This window comes from Idiomarina sp. 29L (genome assembly GCF_004123135.1).
Classification (GTDB): Bacteria; Pseudomonadota; Gammaproteobacteria; order Enterobacterales; family Alteromonadaceae; genus Idiomarina.
Genome location: NZ_SDJS01000003.1, coordinates 138,370 through 156,347, shown reverse-complemented (window position 1 = coordinate 156,347; position 17,978 = coordinate 138,370). Strand labels below are relative to the sequence as shown.

Genomic DNA, 17,978 nt, shown 5'->3' with positions numbered 1-17,978 from the left:
ACTTTTCAGGAGGACTTTCGTGCCTAAACAACCCATCTACATGGATTATGCCGCAACCACACCAGTAGCGCCTGAAGCGGCAGAAAAAATGGCAACCTGCTTAACCATGGACGGGGTATTTGGAAACCCAGCGTCACGTTCTCATAAATACGGTTGGCAAGCTGAAGAGTTAGTTGATATTGCAAGGCACCAAGTTGCCGACTTAATTAATGCCGATGCCCGCGAAATTGTTTTCACCTCGGGTGCGACCGAGTCAGACAATCTCGCGTTAAAAGGTGTTGCGCACTACCACGCCGATAAAGGCAAGCACATTATTACTGTCAAAACCGAGCACAAAGCCGTGCTTGACCCCTGTGCTCAGCTTGAAAAGGAAGGCTTTGAAGTCACTTACTTAGACGTCAACAGTGACGGCCTTATTGACTTGGATGAGCTTCGTTCAGCTCTGCGTGAAGACACCATTTTGGCCAGTGTTATGTGGGTCAACAATGAAATTGGTGTTATTCAGGATATAGACACTATTGGCACTATCTGCCGTGAGAATGGCACCTTGTTTCATGTTGACGCAGCACAGGCCGCCGGTAAATTACCGATAGACGTGGCAAATGTACCTATCGATTTAATGTCGATTTCTGCCCACAAAATGTATGGTCCGAAAGGTATTGGTGCTTTATACGTGCGTCGTCAACCGCGTGTTCGCATTGCGGCTCAAATGCACGGCGGCGGTCATGAGCGCGGAATGCGCTCAGGAACACTGGCAACACACCAAATTGTTGGTATGGGTGTGGCGGCAGAGTTAGCTGCAGAAAAACTCAGTACCGACATTGAGCGCTTTGAAACTATGCGTCAGCATTTTCTGTCGCCGTTACTGGCTGAAGAGGGCATTCAGCTTAATGGCAGCGACACTCAGCGTGTGCCTCATATTGTGAATGTGCAATTCGCTAATGTTGAAGGTGAGCTTTTGCTCATGTCGCTTAAAGACTTGGCGGTGTCCTCTGGCTCGGCGTGTACCTCTGCCAGTGTAGAACCTTCCTATGTGCTAAGAGCCATTGGTGTCAACGATGAGTTGGCGCATGCTTCACTGAGGTTTAGTTTTGGTCGAGGCACAATCTCAGCCGATATTGAGCATGCGGTTGAGCATATTTTGAAGACCTATAAAACTCTGGCGCAACGCTAGTAAAAGCGCTGCGCCAAGCACTTAGTCTTTTAATAACCCTGAAAACGTTTTACGGAATTTTGCCAGTTTCGGTGAAATCACCGCCTGACAATAGGGGTTTTCCGGGTTTCTCGCATAGTAGTTCTCGTGGTAGTCCTCAGCCGGGTAAAAGGTCTCCAGCTCAGTCACTTCGGTGACTATTGGGTCAGCAAAGGCGCCGTCGTTTTCTAATTCCTTAATAATGCTTTCAGCTTCCTGCTTTTGCGCATCGTTATGGTAAAAAATAGAGGTACGGTATTGAGTACCAACATCGTTGCCTTGGCGATTCACCTGCGTCGGATCATGCAGCGTAAAAAAGATTTCTAAGATTTGGCGGTAAGAGATTTGCTCAGGATCATAGGTGAGTTGTGCAACTTCAGCATGACCTGTGTCGCCCGTACAAACTTGCTCATAGGTTGGGGTTTCGACGTGACCGCCCGTGTACCCCGACTTGACCGACTCGATGCCTTTGACTTGTAAGAATGCCGACTCCACACACCAAAAGCACCCACCGCCAAGTGTTGCTTGCTCTGTTTTGTTCGTTGCCATGATTTACTCCTCATATGTCTACTTAAGTTTAAATAGACGTCTATATGGCTAATTTGTTTTGCCATGCTAAATCAGAATGAACGAAAAAACAATCATTCTGGATTCGATCTCGAGCGTATTCTCACGTATAATCCGCGCGACTAATTTTTCCTATCTTTATTGGAGTGAATACACATGGCTTTAGAGCGCACTTTATCAATCATCAAGCCTGATGCGGTTGCTAAAAACCTTATCGGCGCTATCTACAACCGTTTTGAGTCTGCTGGTCTGCGCATTGTTGCATCAAAAATGATGCACTTAAGCAAAGAACAAGCAGAAGGCTTCTACGCTGAACACAAAGAGCGTCCTTTCTTTGGTGCATTGGTTGAGTTCATGACCTCAGGCCCTATCGTTGTTCAAGTACTTGAAGGCGAAAATGCGGTACTGAAAAACCGTGAAATCATGGGTGCAACGAACCCAGCAGAAGCACTGGCAGGAACTCTGCGTGCCGACTATGCTGAAACTATCGACGAAAATGCGGTACACGGTTCAGACGCAACTGAAACAGCTGCGCGCGAAATCGCTTACTTCTTCAGCGACGAAGAAATCTGCCCACGTACACGCTAAGAACGGAGCTTTATGACCAACGCAATTGATAAAAAAGTGAATTTACTCGACCTGAATCGCGAAGGAATGAGAGAGTTCTTCCGCGAGATGGGAGAGAAGCCATTTCGTGCCGATCAGGTTATGAAATGGTTGTATCATTTTTGTGTCGATGACTTCGACGAGATGTCGAATCTCAACAAGAAATTGCGTGAAAAGCTCAAGCAAGTTGCGGAAATACGCGCACCGGAAATTCGCGAACAACAACAGTCGTCAGACGGAACCATCAAGTTTGCAATGACGTTGTTTGACGGCCAGGACGTGGAAACGGTCTGGATTCCGGAGCGCGATCGCGCAACTCTATGTGTGTCCTCGCAGGTCGGCTGTGCGCTTGAGTGCACTTTCTGTTCAACAGGCGCGCAAGGCTTTAACCGTAACCTGACGGTTGCAGAAATTATTGGCCAGGTATGGAGAGTGAACCAGCTATTAGGCGCGTACGGTAAAACCGGCATTAAACCGGTGACCAACGTTGTTATGATGGGCATGGGTGAGCCTCTGTTAAACTTGAACAATGTCGTTCCGGCAATGGAGTTAATGCTGGATGACTTTGGTTTTGGTCTGTCAAAACGTCGCGTAACGTTAAGTACTTCGGGCGTGGTTCCTGCGCTTGAGAAACTGCGCGAACGCATAGACGTGATGTTGGCTATTTCGTTGCACGCTCCAAATGACGAATTGCGTAATGAAATAGTACCCATCAATAAGAAATACGATATTGAAGAATTTCTGGCGTCCAGCCGCCGTTATGTTGAACAGTCCAAAGCTCAGCATAAAGTCACGGTTGAATACGTCATGTTAGATCATGTGAATGACTCGACTGATCAAGCACATGAGCTGGCAAAAACACTAAAAGATACCCCGAGTAAAATAAACTTAATTCCATTTAATCCGTTCCCTGGGTCAGACTACGGGCGTTCAAGCAACTCGCGTATTGACCGCTTTGCTAAAGTCCTGATGGAATACGGTTTTACTGTTATGGTTCGTAAAACCCGCGGGGATGATATCGACGCAGCCTGCGGTCAGCTGGTTGGTGATGTTATTGACCGAACCAAGCGTATTCTTAAGCGCCAACAAATGCAGCGTGGTGGTGAAGGGATTGCTGTAAAGACTTCGTAAAACCAATGAATCGCAACCACAAGGAGTGTGATAATGCGAGCCGCTTTGCTATTGATAGCACTGGCGTTAATGGGTTGTACCGCCAGTTCCAATGACCCATTGCCTGTAAGTAAAGACGTACGGTTACAGCTTGGCGTTGCTTACCTTACTCAAGGTAAGTTGGCGTTGGCTAAACCGCATTTGCAAGCAGCGCTGGAAGATAGTCCTCACTCTTTAAATGCTGTAATCGCTATGGCGCAATGGCATTTGGCAGCAAATGAGACAGATTCTGCTTTGTCACTTTACCAACAGGCATTATCATGGCAACCTATGAGCGGTGCATTGTATAACAACTATGCGGTTGCATTGTGTATGGCTGGAAAATGGGACGATGCGCTCAGGTATTTCGATAAAGTTTCACTTGATGCCCAGTATCCCTATCATGCAAAGAGCCAGCAAAACAGAGCTCAGTGTGAGAAGAACAAAGGTCATTACGCAAGTCAGCCTTAACAGGGAACACCCTAACAATCATGACTGCTGAAAACGAACCAAATAAAGAGAACAATCCAGCGGACTCTGACGCGGCGCAAGAATCACAACAACAGCCAGTTCAGGGACCCGGTGATATTCTGCGACAAGCGCGTGAAGCTAAAGGGTTAAGTCAGCGAGAAGTTGCTGATGAGCTGCGTTTGCGAAAACAAATCATAGAATTACTAGAAGCGGACGATTACGAAACGTTTTCGACCCCGACCTTTATTAAAGGTTATTTGCGTGCTTATGCAAAGCTATTAGATGTTGACGAAAAAATGCTTTTTGAAGCCTATAAAGCAAAAGGCTACCAAGAAGTTCAAAGTACGCAAATGCAAAGCTTTTCGCGACGTAAGAAGCACCAGGAAAGTGACAATCGTCTAATGCTCATTACGTACGCGGTTATTATTATCGTGGTGGGTTTGGTGATTTGGTGGTGGCAGGATTCAGGCATGAGTTCTGAAGAACCTGCTCAGTCATCCGCGATTGATAGTCAGGTTGAAGAGACTGGTGATGTTGGTTCTATAGAAATCAGTTCAGAACCGCGACAACCGGATATTGAACCGAATACTGAAGAAGCGGTACTGGAATCAGAGGTGTCATCGTCTGACACTAATATATCGACAAATGAGTTGAGCTCTCAAAATAATACAGAGGCAGCGCCGGAGTCTTCAGAGCCAGAAGTTGAAGCTCAAACTGAGACAAACACAGACGCTGCGGACACTCGGACAGAACAGCCTGCTGAAGAAGATACGAATGTTGACCCGCAAACTGAATCGGCTGTGGTCGACGAGGAAGAGGCGTCGACAGCTCAAGATGAACCAGTGGTAGAAGAAGCCGTTGCGAGCCGCTTAATCTTCGAGTTTAACCAAGAGTGCTGGGTTAAAGTGGACGATGCAGAAGGCGAAACACAAGCTGTCGGTGTGAAGGCCGCGGGGTATACTATGGCGGTTCCGGGCGAACCTCCGTTCTCAATAACTATGTGTAAGCCGGAAGCTGCAACCATTACCTTTGATGGTGAAGACGTTGATATGAGTCAGTTCCGCCGTGAACGAGTTGCACGCTTTACTGTGCCAATGTCTGAGTAAAGACAAGTACATTAAAACCTAAATAGTCGTAGAGGTTAAGTAAGTAATATGATGCACGAAAGTCCAATTAAGCGCCGTCCGTCACGCCGTATATATGTAGGTAATGTGCCTATTGGTGATGGTGCGCCGATTGCCGTGCAATCTATGACCAATACGGAAACAACAGATGTTAATGCGACGGTTGCTCAAATCGATGCGCTAGCCAAGGCGGGTGCTGATATCGTTCGAGTATCTGTTCCCACGATGGACGCTGCGGAAGCTTTTAAAGAGATAAAGCAACGCAGTTCTGTGCCGTTGGTTACCGATATCCACTTTGATTACCGTATTGCACTTAAGGTTGCTGAATACGGCGCTGACTGCTTACGAATTAACCCAGGTAATATCGGTAAGGAAGATCGCATTCGTGCCGTGGTTGATGCGGCTCGTGACAAAAACATCCCTATTCGCATCGGCGTGAATGGTGGCTCTCTGGAAAAGGACATACAAGAAAAGTATGGCGAGCCGACTGCCGAAGCATTGGTCGAATCAGCAATGCGACACGTCGATATTCTTGACCGGCTCGATTTTCACGACTTTAAAGTCAGCGTCAAAGCATCTGACGTTTTCTTAGCGGTCGACTCCTACCGACTGTTGGCCAAGAAAATTGACCAGCCTCTGCATCTGGGCATTACTGAAGCAGGTGGTAAGCGAAGTGGCTCGGTTAAGTCGGCTGTTGGCTTAGGGATGCTACTTGCCGAAGGTATTGGTGACACTCTGCGGGTGTCGTTAGCAGCAGACCCGGTCGAAGAAATTAAAGTCGGATTCGATATTCTCAAATCTCTGCGGATTCGCTCGCGGGGAATCAACTTTATTGCCTGCCCGAGTTGTTCACGTCAGGAATTCGATGTGATTGATACGGTTAACCAGCTCGAGCAACGTCTGGAAGACATTACCACGCCGTTGGATGTTTCTGTTATCGGTTGTGTCGTAAATGGTCCGGGTGAAGCTTTAGTGTCAAAAGTCGGTTTGGCTGGTGCTAAAAATAAAAGTGGCTTGTACATAGATGGACAACGCCAAAAACAACGTCTAGATAACTCAAATTTGGTGGATGAGCTTGAAGCGCAAATTAGAGCGCAGGTGAAGGCGGCAGAAGCTAATAAAATCGACGTAAAAGAAATTAACGGTTAATTTTACCCGCACCCCGAAAATCCTTATAATACCCGCTTATTTTTGTAGCGATTACCAAACGAGAAGGTTCCGTGGCGAATACAATACAAGCAATTCGTGGCATGAACGACTTGTTGCCTGATCAAAGTCCAGCCTGGCAGCAAGTTGAGTCCATTATCCGTAAAGTCGCAGCCAGTTATGGCTACAGTGAAATTCGTATGCCGGTGCTGGAAAGCACTCAGCTATTCAAACGCTCTATCGGTGAAGTGACTGATATCGTTGAAAAAGAAATGTATACGTTTGACGACAGAAACGGAGAGAGCGTCACTCTGCGTCCTGAAGGTACAGCAAGTTGCGTTCGTGCCGGTAACCAGCATGGTTTGCTGTATAACCAAATTCAGCGACTGTGGTACATGGGACCGATGTTTCGTTACGAGCGTCCTCAGAAAGGGCGCTATCGTCAGTTTCATCAGTTTGGTATTGAAACTTTTGGTATTGATAGCGCTGACGCTGACGCGGAAGTGATTTTATTATCTGCGCGTTTATGGCAAGCCTTTGGTATCGCGGATCAAGTTGAGCTACAACTGAACTCTCTTGGCTCCAATGACGCGCGCGCAAATTACCGAGACGCCTTAAAGAGCTATTTGAGCGAATACGCAAGCGAACTGGACGAAGACAGCCAGCGCCGTTTGGAGACAAACCCGCTACGCATACTTGATAGTAAAGACGCGAACACGCAAAAGCTTCTCGAGAACGCACCAAAGTTATCGGACTATTGGGACGACGAGTCTCGTGAGCATTTCCAGCAGCTGACATCTCGATTAGAGAACGCAGGTGTGAAGTACACATTAAATGAACGTTTAGTTCGTGGACTTGATTATTACAACCGGACTGTATTTGAATGGGTCACGACAGCACTGGGAGCGCAGGGCACCGTATGTGCAGGTGGTCGTTATGATGGCTTGGTAGAGCAGCTTGGTGGCAAAGCGACACCGGCCGTTGGGTTTGCTATGGGCATGGAGCGATTGGTGCTCTTGCTTCAAGAGCAAAATAAGCTGACACCACGACGCACGGTCGATGCTTACTTAATGCCTCTGGGTGAAGATGCGGAACTTAATGCGCCACGCATTGCCGAACAGCTGAGAAATGAATTACCGGATTTAAGATTAGTTTCGCACTGTGGTGGCGGTGCGATGAAGAAACAAATGAAAAAAGCGGATAAATCCGGGGCTGAAGTTGCTCTGATTATCGGCGCAGATGAAATCGCTCAACAGCAAGTAACGGTTAAGCCATTACGTACTGACGAGCAGCAAGAAACTTTGAGCTGGCAAGCGCTGATAGAACGTTTGCAGCCACTGACAAGAGGGTAGTCTGGTGGACAATACAGAAGAACAACAAGTCGAACGAATTAAAGAGTTTTGGAAAGAGCACGGTAAGGGTATCGTCGCCGGTGCGGTTATCGGTTTCGGTCTGTTTTATGGCTGGCGCTTTTACGACCAACACACAATGGAACAGCAACAGCTGGCTTCATCAAAGTACGAGCAGTTAACTGCAGCACTGTCGGAAGGCAGTGATAATGCGCTTGTAGAAGCACAAAACTTTGTTTCAGAGAATACCGAAAACACATATGCGCACTTGGTCGCGTTGCAATTAGCCAAAGAAGCGGTCGATGAAAACGATCTGGCAACAGCGGTAACCTCGCTGCAGTTAGTGGTCGATAACACAGAGGACAATAACCTTAGAGCGCTGGCGAGTATTCGCCTTGCTCGTGTACTTGTTGCTCAGGAGCAAACGGATGCAGCGCTTGAATTAGTCCGTGGTACCTACCCGGATGCCTATCAAGGTTTTGCCGCTGAAATTGAAGGTGATATTTTGGCTGATAAAGGCCAAAACGAAGACGCACGGGCAGCGTATCAACGCGCGTTGGAAGCGGATGAGTCTTTGACTCCTGCGCTGCAAATGAAACTCAACAGTCTGGCTAAATCATAATGCAGTCTATTAAATCTCTGGTAAAAAGTGTCGCGCTAGTGTCGGCAGCGTTAATCGCCGTGGGCTGTTCAAGCTCAGACGACGAAGAGCCTAAATTCGCAACCCTTCAATCAATTAACGAAGAGGTGTCGCCGCGAGTACTTTGGAGTGAGTCTGTCGGTGATGGCATCGGCGAGTACTTTTCTCGTTTAAGCCCGGTGGTTGAGTATGGCAATGTCTATGCGGCTGACCGAGCTGGCATAGTGCGAGCTATGGACAAAACCAACGGTAAAAAGGTTTGGCAGACTGATTTACGTAACCTTATTACTTTTGACGAGGCACGTGATGAAGGTTGGTTCGATGGTCTTTTTGCCAGCCCCTTCCCGGCACGAATTTCTGGCGGCTTAGTTGCCCAGTATGACAGTGTGTTTCTTGGCACCGAGAATGGCGATGTTATTGCGCTAGATGCGCAGACCGGTGACTTGATTTGGCACACCGAGGTGGGTAACGAGGTCATGTCGGATCCGGCTGTCGGCGAAGGCCGAGTCGTCGTTCATACGGGTGGTGGCAAGGTGATTAGTCTTGATGCATCGACCGGTGAGCAGCAGTGGGAATATGAGTATCAAACACCTATGCTGTCGGTTCGTGGTGCTTCAGCGCCCGCTATTATCAGCGGCGGTGTCATTGTCGGTGACAGCAACGGCAACGGCATGGTACTGATTTCTGACAGCGGCCAGCAAGCGTGGACGCAGACGATTGGCGAAGCCAGCGGTGGTACTGAGCTTGAGCGCTTAGCCGACGTTGATGCGGCACCGGCGTCACAAGGAACCACTCTGTATATGGTTGCTTATAACGGTGAATTGGTCGCACTTGAATTGATGAGCGGCGAAGTTCGCTGGAAACGTGACTATAAATCCTTCGAAAATATGCTGGTAACCGCAAGTCGAATTTTCTTAACCGATGTAAATAGCCATGTTTATGCGTTAGACCAAAACGGTGGTATTGAACGTTGGAGCAATACTCGCCTGTTTGGCCGTGAACTATCCGCGCCGGCGAGACATCGAGGTCACATACTTGTAGGCGACTTTGAAGGTTATTTGCATTGGCTTGATGATGACACAGGCGAAATTAAAGGACGTTATCATGTCGGCGGCGACGGCGTTTACGTTGCTCCCGCTATTAGTGATAACGTTGCTTACGTGCAAACTCGTGACGGCGACATTATCGCTATTGATATAAACTCAGGAAATGAATAAATAATGCTACCAGTTGTTGCGCTCGTGGGGCGCCCAAACGTTGGGAAATCCACCTTGTTTAATCGGTTAACACGCACTCGCGATGCGTTGGTAGCGGACTTTCCCGGGCTGACCCGAGACCGAAAGTATGGACAAGCAAACTACGACGGTTATCAGTTTATCGTCGTCGATACCGGCGGTATTCACGGTGATGAAGAGGGTATCGATGAAGAGATGGCTAAGCAGTCATTGCTGGCAGTCGATGAAGCCGATGTGGTTTTGTTTCTGGTTGATGCGCGAGATGGTGTCACCGTCGGCGACCAAGCGATAGCGACTCACCTGCGCAAACAGAATAAAAAAGTGTATTTGGTCTGCAATAAAATTGATGGCATTGATGCAACCTCTGCAATGGCGGACTTTTACTCGCTGTCGCTGGGTGAGTTATATGGTATTGCGGCGGCGCACGGACGAGGTGTTGAACAGCTACTGACAACGTGCTTTAAGCCGTTGGCTGATGACTACCCTGATGTTATTGCGTCGACCAAAGAGGATTCTGAAGATCTCGAACATGACGAGATAGATTATGAAGCTCTGCCGCTTAAGCTCGCCATTGTCGGTCGACCTAATGTGGGTAAATCAACACTCACTAACCGCATTCTGGGTGAAGAGCGGGTTGTCGTTTACGATATGCCAGGCACTACCCGAGATTCGGTTTATATTCCGATGCAGCGTGACGAGCGCGAGTACATCTTAATTGATACTGCCGGGGTTCGTCGTCGAGGTCGTATTGGCGAAGCCATTGAGAAGTTTTCAGTGGTGAAGACGTTACAAGCCATTGAAGATGCCAATGTTGTTCTTGTCGTTATTGACGCACGAGAAACCATTACCGATCAGGATTTGAATCTTATCGGTTTCGCGCTGAATGCAGGGCGTTCCATTGTGATTGCCGTGAATAAGTGGGACGGCCTGGAAAGTGACCATAAAGAAGAAATTAAGCGTGAGCTCGATCGTCGCTTAGGTTTTGTTGACTTTGCCCGCTTGCATTTCATTTCTGCTTTGCATGGAACCGGTGTTGGTCATTTATTTGAGTCGGTTGAAGAAGCTTATGCTAGTGCAACACAGCGTATCGGTACGTCTAAATTGACCAAAATAATGGAAATGGCGCAAGATGAGCACCAACCGCCGTTGGTTAGTGGACGCCGGGTTAAACTCAAGTATGCGCATGCAGGCGGCTATAATCCGCCGAGAATCGTTATTCATGGTAACCAGGTGACTGACTTACCAGGCTCGTATAAGCGTTACCTAATGAACTACTTTAGAAAAGCATTAGGCATTATGGGAACGCCGATAAAGATTGAATTTAAAGAACCGAAGAACCCGTTTGCCGGCAAGAAAAACCAGCTGACCTTGTCGCAGCAACGCAAGCGAAAGCGGTTAATGAAGTTTTTGAAAAAGAAGAAGTAATGAAAAAAGCCCGATATCAACAAATATCGGGCTTTTTTGTTGCCAAGCGTCACTCAGTTAAAATCAGACGGCTTAAAAACATATTCGGTTAGGCAATAGTCACAAGTCATGACAATTTCGCCGTCTCTGTCCAATATCTCTTTTAGCTCTTCAGGCTTAACCGACGCTAATGCATCAAGAGTCTTGTCACGAGAACAGCCACACACAAAGCTGACGGGCTGAGCCGGGTACAAGTGCACGGTTTCTTCATGGTACAAACGGTGCAGCAGCTCTTCAGCCGGCACGGTGTAAAGCTCTTGAGCGGTGATGGTGTCAGTCAGGGTTGCTAAGTGTTCAAACCCTGTTAAATCCTGACCTGACGACGGCAATCGCTGCAATAACATGCCCGCTGCGTGCTCGCCGTCAGCATGAAGCCATACCTTGGTGTGTAATTGCTCGGACTGCTCAAAGTAATTTTCCAACATTTCAGCAATAGAGTCGGCGTCGCCACTAACGACGCCCTGATAACGCTCGCCTGTGTCCGGCGTCAATGTGATAATTAATTGACCTTTGCCAATCATTGAACGTAAGTCCGTGCCTTCCAGCTCTGCTCTTAAACGGGCAATACCGCGAAGCTCTTGCTTATGGTTACCGTTAACGGCAACGAAGTTGAGGGGACCGTCGCCTTGCAACTGAACCGCAATATGCCCTTCAAATTTCAATGTTGCGGTCAGTAGAGAAACCGCAGCCATCATGTGGCCTAACACTTCTTGTACGGCCGCCGGGTAGTTATGACCACGGATTAAGGTCTGGTAGCTGCTGGTCAGCTGAACCAGCTCGCCGCGAACATCATGGTCGTTAAAGGTATAACGCGATAGTTGGTCCGTTGGGTACTCCATGGTCACTCCTTTTTAAAACGAATTAGCTGACGTCGCTGCTTTTTGTCAGGACGTCTGTCAGGATGTGGATTATACAATGCATTAAGCTTTCTTGCTTCTGCGTTTTCTTCGCGTTTTGCGATGCTTTTTTCTGTTTCACGATACAGAAGCTGAGCTTCCGGAGCACCGCGGCGTTGCTCACTTAACTCAAGCACCTCAACCTCTTTGCTATCGAAGCCTTGACGCAATGTAATAATAGCACCCACCTGAACCACTTTAGATGGCTTGCTGCGTTGTCCGTCATAGTGGACTTTACCCGATTGAACCATCTCTCTGGCTAAAGCGCGGGTTTTGTAAAAGCGCGCCGCCCAAAGCCATTTATCCAGACGAACACCCGTGTCAGACGATGTACTCTTTTGCTTCTTTGTCATAAAACCGCAATCATTTCGTTATAAAGTTTGTGTTAAGCGATTGTTGACTCATGTTCGCTGCGCTAGAATGCATGAATCTCTTTTGTCAGTGTAACAAGAATAAGAATAAAGTGACTGCCAGACTTAAACAGTATTTTACGAATTCAGCCCATTGGCGCAGACTCATGCTCGCGTTAACCGCTTTTCTGTGGTTCTGCGTTGCGGTGCTGCTTGCCGAGTTCACCTGGTCGTTGCTGTCACCCAGTGAACCTCAGAACCTTCAGCCGACGGTACCGAAGTTTAACTCGACGTCACAGTCCGGCAATACCATCGATATTAACCGTATTCAGGCACTGAATCTTTTTGGTCAGTCAGAAGTGCAAGGTCCGAGAAACTCGCGCAATGCGCCGAAAACCACGCTAAATGTACGTCTTATTGGTGTATCGGCAAGCTCTAACCCTGAGCGCTCCGCGGCCATTATTCAGCAAGGCAGCCAGCAGCGAACTTATATTATCGGCGAAAGTATCGGCAGTTCTCGTGTAACGGTAGAAGAAATTTACGCAGACAGAGTCATTTTGGATAACAACGGACGACTTGAAACGCTAGTAATGGAAGATGTTGGTGAGGATCGTCCCGCATTATCGCTCACGGTGGATGAGGCTGCGGCAGAACAAAAAAGCACAGATGAGCCCGCCGAGAGTAGCCGCACCGAATTTGTTGAAACTCAGCTTGGCACGATAGCGAGTGATCCGTCGTCCATTATGGAGTACGTCAGTATCTCGCCGGCAATGGAAGGTGGTTCGCTAATCGGTTATCGCTTGAAGTCGGCTAAAAATCCTGAACTTTTTAAGCAGGCAGGGTTTCAAAATGGCGACCTGGCGGTCGCTATCAATGGCTACGATTTAACCGATATGGAACAAGCCATGTTAGCCAGCGAAGAGTTGGCTAATCAAACACAAGTATCAATTGAAATAGAGCGCGATGGTGAACGGATGGAGCTGTCGTTTGAGCTACCGGAACAACAGGAAAATTAATATGTCAGTGGCAAGAAGAGGCTTAAGAAATTGGCTCGGAGCCCTGGGGTTGGCAGTAACGGTCATGAGTACGCCATTAACGGCGGAAGAGTACGCAGCCAGCTTTAAAAATACCGACATCAACGAGTTTATTCAGGTGGTTGGTCGTAACCTTGGAAAAACCATCATTATTGACCCGAATGTGCGCGGAAAAATTGATGTGCGCAGTTACGATGTTATGAACGAAGAGCAGTACTATCAGTTTTTCCTGAATGTATTGGAAGTCTATGGCTTTGCCGTGGTTGAAATGGAGTCAGGGGTACTTAAAGTCATTCGCGACCGCGATGCGAAAACGTCTTCAATCCCTGTTATGGGCGCTGATAACCGAGGCTCCGGCGATGCGATGGTCACGCGTGTTGTGCCGGTTGAGAATGTGTCTGTACGTGAGTTAGCGCCGTTACTGCGTCAGCTGAACGATCAAAGTGGCGGTGGCATGGTGGTCAGTTATGATCCGTCTAATGTCATTATGATGACGGGCCGTTCTGAAACGGTGCAGCGTTTGGTTGAAATTATTGAGCGAGTGGACCGTGCTGGTGACCAGGACGTTGACATGATTCACCTTGAGTACGCATCGGCCAGTGAAATAGTACGCATTGCTCAGTCGCTTTATGAAAAAAGTAACAATGACGGTACGCCGCCGTTACTCATTCCTAAAATTGTCGCGGATGAGCGCAGTAACTCAGTGATTGTCAGTGGTGAGCCGCGGGCCAGAGCGCGTGTCGTTAAGCTAATTAAACAGCTCGATCAGGACTTAAAGTCGGAAGGTAATACCCGAGTTTTCTATCTGAAGTACGCAAAGGCGCCGGAAGTGGTCGAGGTTTTAAACGACGTGAGTCGCTCAATACAGGCTGAAAGTGAACAACAAACGTCAAATACCAACACAACTCGCCGACGCAATAATAACGACTCTGTGAGCATTAGTCCGCATGAACCGACGAACTCTGTTGTGATAACGGCTCAGCAAGACATGATGGCGTCCTTAGAGAAGGTCATTCATGACCTGGATATTCGCCGTGCGCAGGTCCAGGTTGAAGCGATTATTGTCGAAATTATGGAAGGCGATAACGTCGACTTTGGCGTGCAGTGGATAAGCGAAGATGGCGGTATGGTTCAGTACAATACCGGCAATCAGGTGCCTATTGGTAGCCTGGCTGCGGGTGCTTATCAGGCGCGAGAAAGACCGGGTACGACGACGACTCGAATTACTGATGGCGGTGTCGAGGTGACAACCACTGAACCCGACGAACCCGGCGACATCTCTTTACTAGCCAACTTGCTAGGCTCGGTTAACGGTATGATGTTTGGCACCATTCAAAATGACTGGGCTGCCGTCGTGCAAGCCGTAACTCAAGATACCAATTCCAATATTTTGGCAACGCCAAGTATTGTGACGGTTGATAACGAAGAAGCCAGCTTCTTAGTGGGGCAGGAAGTTCCCACCATTACCGGTTCAACCACGGGTGACAACAATGACAATCCATTCCAGACGGTCGATCGAACGGAAGTGGGTATAAAGTTAAAAGTCACACCGCAAATTAACGAAGGCGACGCCGTGCAAATGACCATTGAGCAGGAAGTATCCAGCTTAAGTGGCGCAACCTCTGTGGACGTTATTATTAATAAGCGCGAAATGAAAACCACTGTCATGGCAGACGATGGTGAAACCATTGTGTTGGGTGGGCTGATTGATGAAGACGTGCAAGAGTCGGTGTCTAAAATACCACTGTTAGGCGATATCCCGGTATTAGGACGACTGTTTAGCTCGACCTCAACGTCTAAGCAAAAGCGTAACTTAATGGTATTTATTCGCCCCACGATAGTTCGCGACGGCAAGCGCATGCGCGAAATCAGCTCGACCAAGTATAATTACATGCGGGCACTGCAGTTGGATGAACGTTCGCGCGGTATTTCCTTAATGCCAATGGAAGAGTCTCCGGTAATGAATGAGTGGGACAGCGAACTGACGCTGCCGCCGGGCTTTGAGGAGTACATGGATACCAAACAGCCAGAGACAGAGAATGACTGACGCGAGTGCTATTGCGACAACACGACTGCCTTTTGGTTTTGCCAAACGCTTCGGCGTTGTGGTGGAGTCGGGCGAACCTATGGTTGTGCATTGCCGAGCTGGCGTCTCTGCACAAGCGCTTAGGGAAGTGCGACGCAAACTGGGTCAACCATTTACCTTGCAAGAACACCCTGCCAACGACTTTGAAGCGCTGTTGACGCAAGCGTATCAGCGTGATTCGTCGGAAGCGAAACAGCTAATGGAAGACATTGGGAATGAGTCTGACTTGTTCTCACTCGCGGACGAATTACCGCAAACCGAAGATCTATTAGAAAGTGAAGACGATGCACCTATTATCAAACTCATTAACGCCATGTTAAGTGAGGCGATAAAAGAAGGCGCATCGGATATTCACATAGAGACGTTCGAAAAATCGTTGCTGATTCGCTTCCGTATTGACGGTGTCTTGCGTGAAGTATTACGGCCGAATCGAAAGCTCTCGTCGCTGCTGGTCTCGCGCATTAAAGTCATGGCGCAACTGGATATTGCAGAGAAACGGGTGCCTCAGGATGGTCGTATCTCTTTGCTGATAGCCGGTCGAGCGGTCGACGTGCGGGTATCGACAATGCCGTCGAACCACGGTGAGCGAGTCGTTCTGCGTTTGCTTGATAAAAATAATGCCCGCCTGAATTTAATGCAGCTGGGAATGACACAGACGAACCGCAATATCTTCCAACAGCTGATTCATAAGCCGCATGGCATTATTCTTGTGACGGGTCCTACCGGCTCGGGTAAAAGTACGACCTTGTATGCCGGACTGAGCGAGATTAACTCGAAAGATCGCAATATTCTGACGGTGGAAGACCCCATTGAATACGCCATTGACGGCATTGGCCAAACGCAGGTAAACCCGAGAGTTGATATGACGTTTGCGCGTGGTTTGCGGGCCATTCTCCGTCAGGATCCTGACGTGGTGATGGTGGGTGAGATTCGAGACGTAGAAACCGCCCAAATAGCGGTACAGGCGTCACTTACTGGGCATTTAGTGTTATCCACGCTGCATACTAACACCGCGGCTGGTGCTATTACTCGCCTGGAAGATATGGGGGTTGAACCATTCCTGTTGTCCTCAAGTCTACTGGCGGTGCTGTCTCAGCGCTTAGTTCGTACCTTGTGTAGTAGTTGTCGCCAACCACACACGCCTGATGCTGAAGAGCGTCAGATATTAGGGCTGAGTGATGACTCGGATGAAATTATTTACCGGGCGGGCAGTTGCGATGAATGTAACCATACCGGTTATAGAGGGCGTACCGGTATTCACGAGCTGCTTCAGATAGATGACCATGTGCGCGAATTGGTGCATAACGGGCATGGTGAACAGGCAATTGAAAAATACATTCGTCAGTCCACCCCCAGTATACGGCAGGATGGTTTGCAAAAAGTGCTGGAAGGCAAGACGACATTAGAGGAAGTCTTGCGAGTCACTCGCGAGGAGTAATACGTGGCAGCATTTGAGTATCAGGCAATAGCCAATAATGGGCGTAAGAAAAAGGGCGTGCTTGAAGCCGATACCGAGCGTCAGGTTCGGCAAATGCTCCGTGAACAAGGGTTGATGCCTGTTGCGATTGCAGCGGCTGCCGAAAAAGAAAAGAAACAAAGTGCACAAAACCGCTGGGGCTTTACACTGCGCAAGGTGAAGGCGCAGGATCTTGCCCTTATTACACGTCAACTGTCGACCTTAGTTGGTTCAGCACTCCCCATTGAACAGGCTTTACTGGCTGTTGCTGATCAAACCGAGAAGCCACGCATGAAAAAGCTGGTGATGTCTGTACGAAGTAAAGTGGTTGAAGGTTATGGTCTTGCTGAAGCAATGGCGGAATTCCCCGGGGTGTTTGACTCGCTGTATACGGCAATGGTTGCTGCCGGTGAAAAGTCAGGCCACTTAGACCAAGTACTTGAAGAGCTAGCCGATTACACAGAACAACGGCAACACATGAAAAGTCAGTTGACGCAGGCGCTTATTTATCCGCTGATGCTGACTCTGGTGGCTATTGGTATCGTCGTTTTCCTGTTGGTATCAATAGTACCTCAAATTGTCGAAAACTTTGCGACGATGGGGCAAGAGCTGCCTCCGACAACGCTGGCGATGATAGCTATTAGTGAGTTTTTGCAAAACTGGGGACTTTGGCTCGTAGTGGGGTTGGTGGTTGTATTATTACTGTTCGGTCAGTGGCTAAGAAAAGACACGAATCGTTTAAAATATCACTATCGTTTGCTGAAACTTCCCATGTTGGGGAAAGTCATACGAGGAGTCAGTACGGCACGCTTTGCCAGAACGCTAAGCATTTTAACCTCATCGGCGGTGCCATTACTGGATGGCTTACGCATTACCTCTTCGGTTATTGGTAACTTAGCCATAAGGGAAGCGGTTGACGAAGCCGCTGACCGAGTCAGAGAAGGTTCGTCATTGAGAGCGGCGCTTCAGGAAACCGGTCTGTTCCCACCCATGATGCTGCACATGATAGCCGCGGGTGAAAAGTCAGGTGAGCTTGAGCAGATGCTAAAGCGTTGTGCCGACAACCAGGACAAAGAATTTGAAAACTTAGTAACCGTCAGCTTAAAGGTGTTTGAGCCTGTGCTGATTGTCACCATGGCGGGCATCGTCTTCTTTATTGTATTGTCGATAATTCAGCCCATATTGCAGTTAAATAATAGTGTAGGACTTTAGT

17 protein-coding genes are annotated in these 17,978 nt (G+C 48.3%); 14 read left to right on the top strand and 3 right to left on the bottom strand.

Annotation, left to right across the window (positions count from 1 at the left end; genetic code table 11):
• The first annotated feature begins 19 nt into the window (after nt 1-19).
• Nucleotides 20-1,174 (top strand): IscS subfamily cysteine desulfurase, encoded by a 1,155-nt coding sequence (locus EST55_RS08110; protein WP_100691562.1) that lies wholly within the window; start codon nt 20-22, stop codon nt 1,172-1,174.
• A gap of 21 nt (nt 1,175-1,195) precedes the next feature.
• On the opposite strand, the gene msrA is transcribed toward EST55_RS08110, so the two are convergent.
• On the bottom strand, nt 1,196-1,741 hold the full coding sequence (msrA, locus tag EST55_RS08105) for a peptide-methionine (S)-S-oxide reductase MsrA (RefSeq protein ID WP_100691563.1): 546 nt from the start codon (nt 1,739-1,741) through the stop codon (nt 1,196-1,198).
• Between the two features lie 174 nt (nt 1,742-1,915).
• On the opposite strand from msrA, the gene ndk reads away from it, so the two are divergent.
• The 9 genes from ndk (at nt 1,916) to der (ending at nt 10,904) form a co-directional block, all read left to right on the top strand.
• Nucleotides 1,916-2,347 (top strand): nucleoside-diphosphate kinase, encoded by a 432-nt coding sequence (gene ndk, locus EST55_RS08100; RefSeq protein ID WP_053953948.1) that lies wholly within the window; start codon nt 1,916-1,918, stop codon nt 2,345-2,347.
• Nucleotides 2,348-2,359: 12 nt separating this feature from the next.
• Nucleotides 2,360-3,496 (top strand): bifunctional tRNA (adenosine(37)-C2)-methyltransferase TrmG/ribosomal RNA large subunit methyltransferase RlmN, encoded by a 1,137-nt coding sequence (locus EST55_RS08095; RefSeq protein WP_100691564.1) that lies wholly within the window; start codon nt 2,360-2,362, stop codon nt 3,494-3,496.
• A gap of 33 nt (nt 3,497-3,529) precedes the next feature.
• Nucleotides 3,530-3,985, top strand: a complete 456-nt coding sequence (locus EST55_RS08090) for a tetratricopeptide repeat protein (RefSeq protein WP_100691565.1) — start codon at nt 3,530-3,532, stop codon at nt 3,983-3,985.
• A 20-nt stretch (nt 3,986-4,005) separates the two neighbouring features.
• On the top strand, nt 4,006-5,091 hold the full coding sequence (locus EST55_RS08085; RefSeq protein WP_100691566.1) for a RodZ domain-containing protein: 1,086 nt from the start codon (nt 4,006-4,008) through the stop codon (nt 5,089-5,091).
• 48 nt (nt 5,092-5,139) lie between these two features.
• The gene (gene ispG, locus EST55_RS08080; protein ID WP_088767591.1) at nt 5,140-6,258 is read left to right on the top strand and encodes a flavodoxin-dependent (E)-4-hydroxy-3-methylbut-2-enyl-diphosphate synthase; all 1,119 of its coding nucleotides are present in this window, start codon (nt 5,140-5,142) and stop codon (nt 6,256-6,258) included.
• Between the two features lie 71 nt (nt 6,259-6,329).
• On the top strand, nt 6,330-7,607 hold the full coding sequence (gene hisS / locus EST55_RS08075) for a histidine--tRNA ligase (RefSeq protein ID WP_100691567.1): 1,278 nt from the start codon (nt 6,330-6,332) through the stop codon (nt 7,605-7,607).
• Between the two features lie 4 nt (nt 7,608-7,611).
• Nucleotides 7,612-8,226 carry a tetratricopeptide repeat protein gene (locus tag EST55_RS08070; RefSeq protein WP_100691568.1) on the top strand — a complete coding sequence of 205 codons (615 nt, stop codon included), beginning with the start codon at nt 7,612-7,614 and terminating at the stop codon, nt 8,224-8,226.
• The gene (gene bamB, locus EST55_RS08065) at nt 8,226-9,461 is read left to right on the top strand and encodes an outer membrane protein assembly factor BamB (RefSeq protein WP_129497107.1); all 1,236 of its coding nucleotides are present in this window, start codon (nt 8,226-8,228) and stop codon (nt 9,459-9,461) included. The genes EST55_RS08070 and bamB overlap by 1 nt, the downstream gene beginning before the upstream one ends.
• 3 nt (nt 9,462-9,464) lie before the next feature.
• Nucleotides 9,465-10,904, top strand: coding sequence for a ribosome biogenesis GTPase Der (gene der / locus EST55_RS08060; protein WP_100691570.1), 1,440 nt, complete (start codon nt 9,465-9,467; stop codon nt 10,902-10,904).
• Between the two features lie 53 nt (nt 10,905-10,957).
• Here the strand turns inward: der and hslO are convergent, their stop codons facing one another.
• Entirely contained in the window at nt 10,958-11,782 is an 825-nt protein-coding gene (gene hslO, locus EST55_RS08055; RefSeq protein ID WP_100691571.1) for an Hsp33 family molecular chaperone HslO, read from the bottom strand.
• 2 nt (nt 11,783-11,784) lie between these two features.
• The gene (gene hslR, locus EST55_RS08050; RefSeq protein WP_129497106.1) at nt 11,785-12,192 is read right to left on the bottom strand and encodes a ribosome-associated heat shock protein Hsp15; all 408 of its coding nucleotides are present in this window, start codon (nt 12,190-12,192) and stop codon (nt 11,785-11,787) included.
• 164 nt (nt 12,193-12,356) lie between these two features.
• Here hslR and gspC point away from each other — a divergent pair, with 164 nt between their 5' ends.
• The 4 genes from gspC to gspF are packed head-to-tail and all read left to right on the top strand — an operon-like array spanning nt 12,357 to nt 17,977.
• Entirely contained in the window at nt 12,357-13,205 is an 849-nt protein-coding gene (gene gspC, locus EST55_RS08045; RefSeq protein WP_240665283.1) for a type II secretion system protein GspC, read from the top strand.
• Between the two features lies 1 nt (nt 13,206).
• Nucleotides 13,207-15,270: a type II secretion system secretin GspD gene (gene gspD, locus EST55_RS08040; RefSeq protein WP_129497104.1), complete on the top strand. Its 2,064-nt coding sequence runs from the start codon at nt 13,207-13,209 to the stop codon at nt 15,268-15,270.
• Entirely contained in the window at nt 15,263-16,747 is a 1,485-nt protein-coding gene (gspE, locus tag EST55_RS08035) for a type II secretion system ATPase GspE (RefSeq protein WP_129497103.1), read from the top strand. The genes gspD and gspE overlap by 8 nt, the downstream gene beginning before the upstream one ends.
• Before the next feature lie 3 nt (nt 16,748-16,750).
• Nucleotides 16,751-17,977, top strand: coding sequence for a type II secretion system inner membrane protein GspF (gene gspF / locus EST55_RS08030; protein ID WP_088767600.1), 1,227 nt, complete (start codon nt 16,751-16,753; stop codon nt 17,975-17,977).
• Nucleotide 17,978 lies beyond the last annotated feature (1 nt).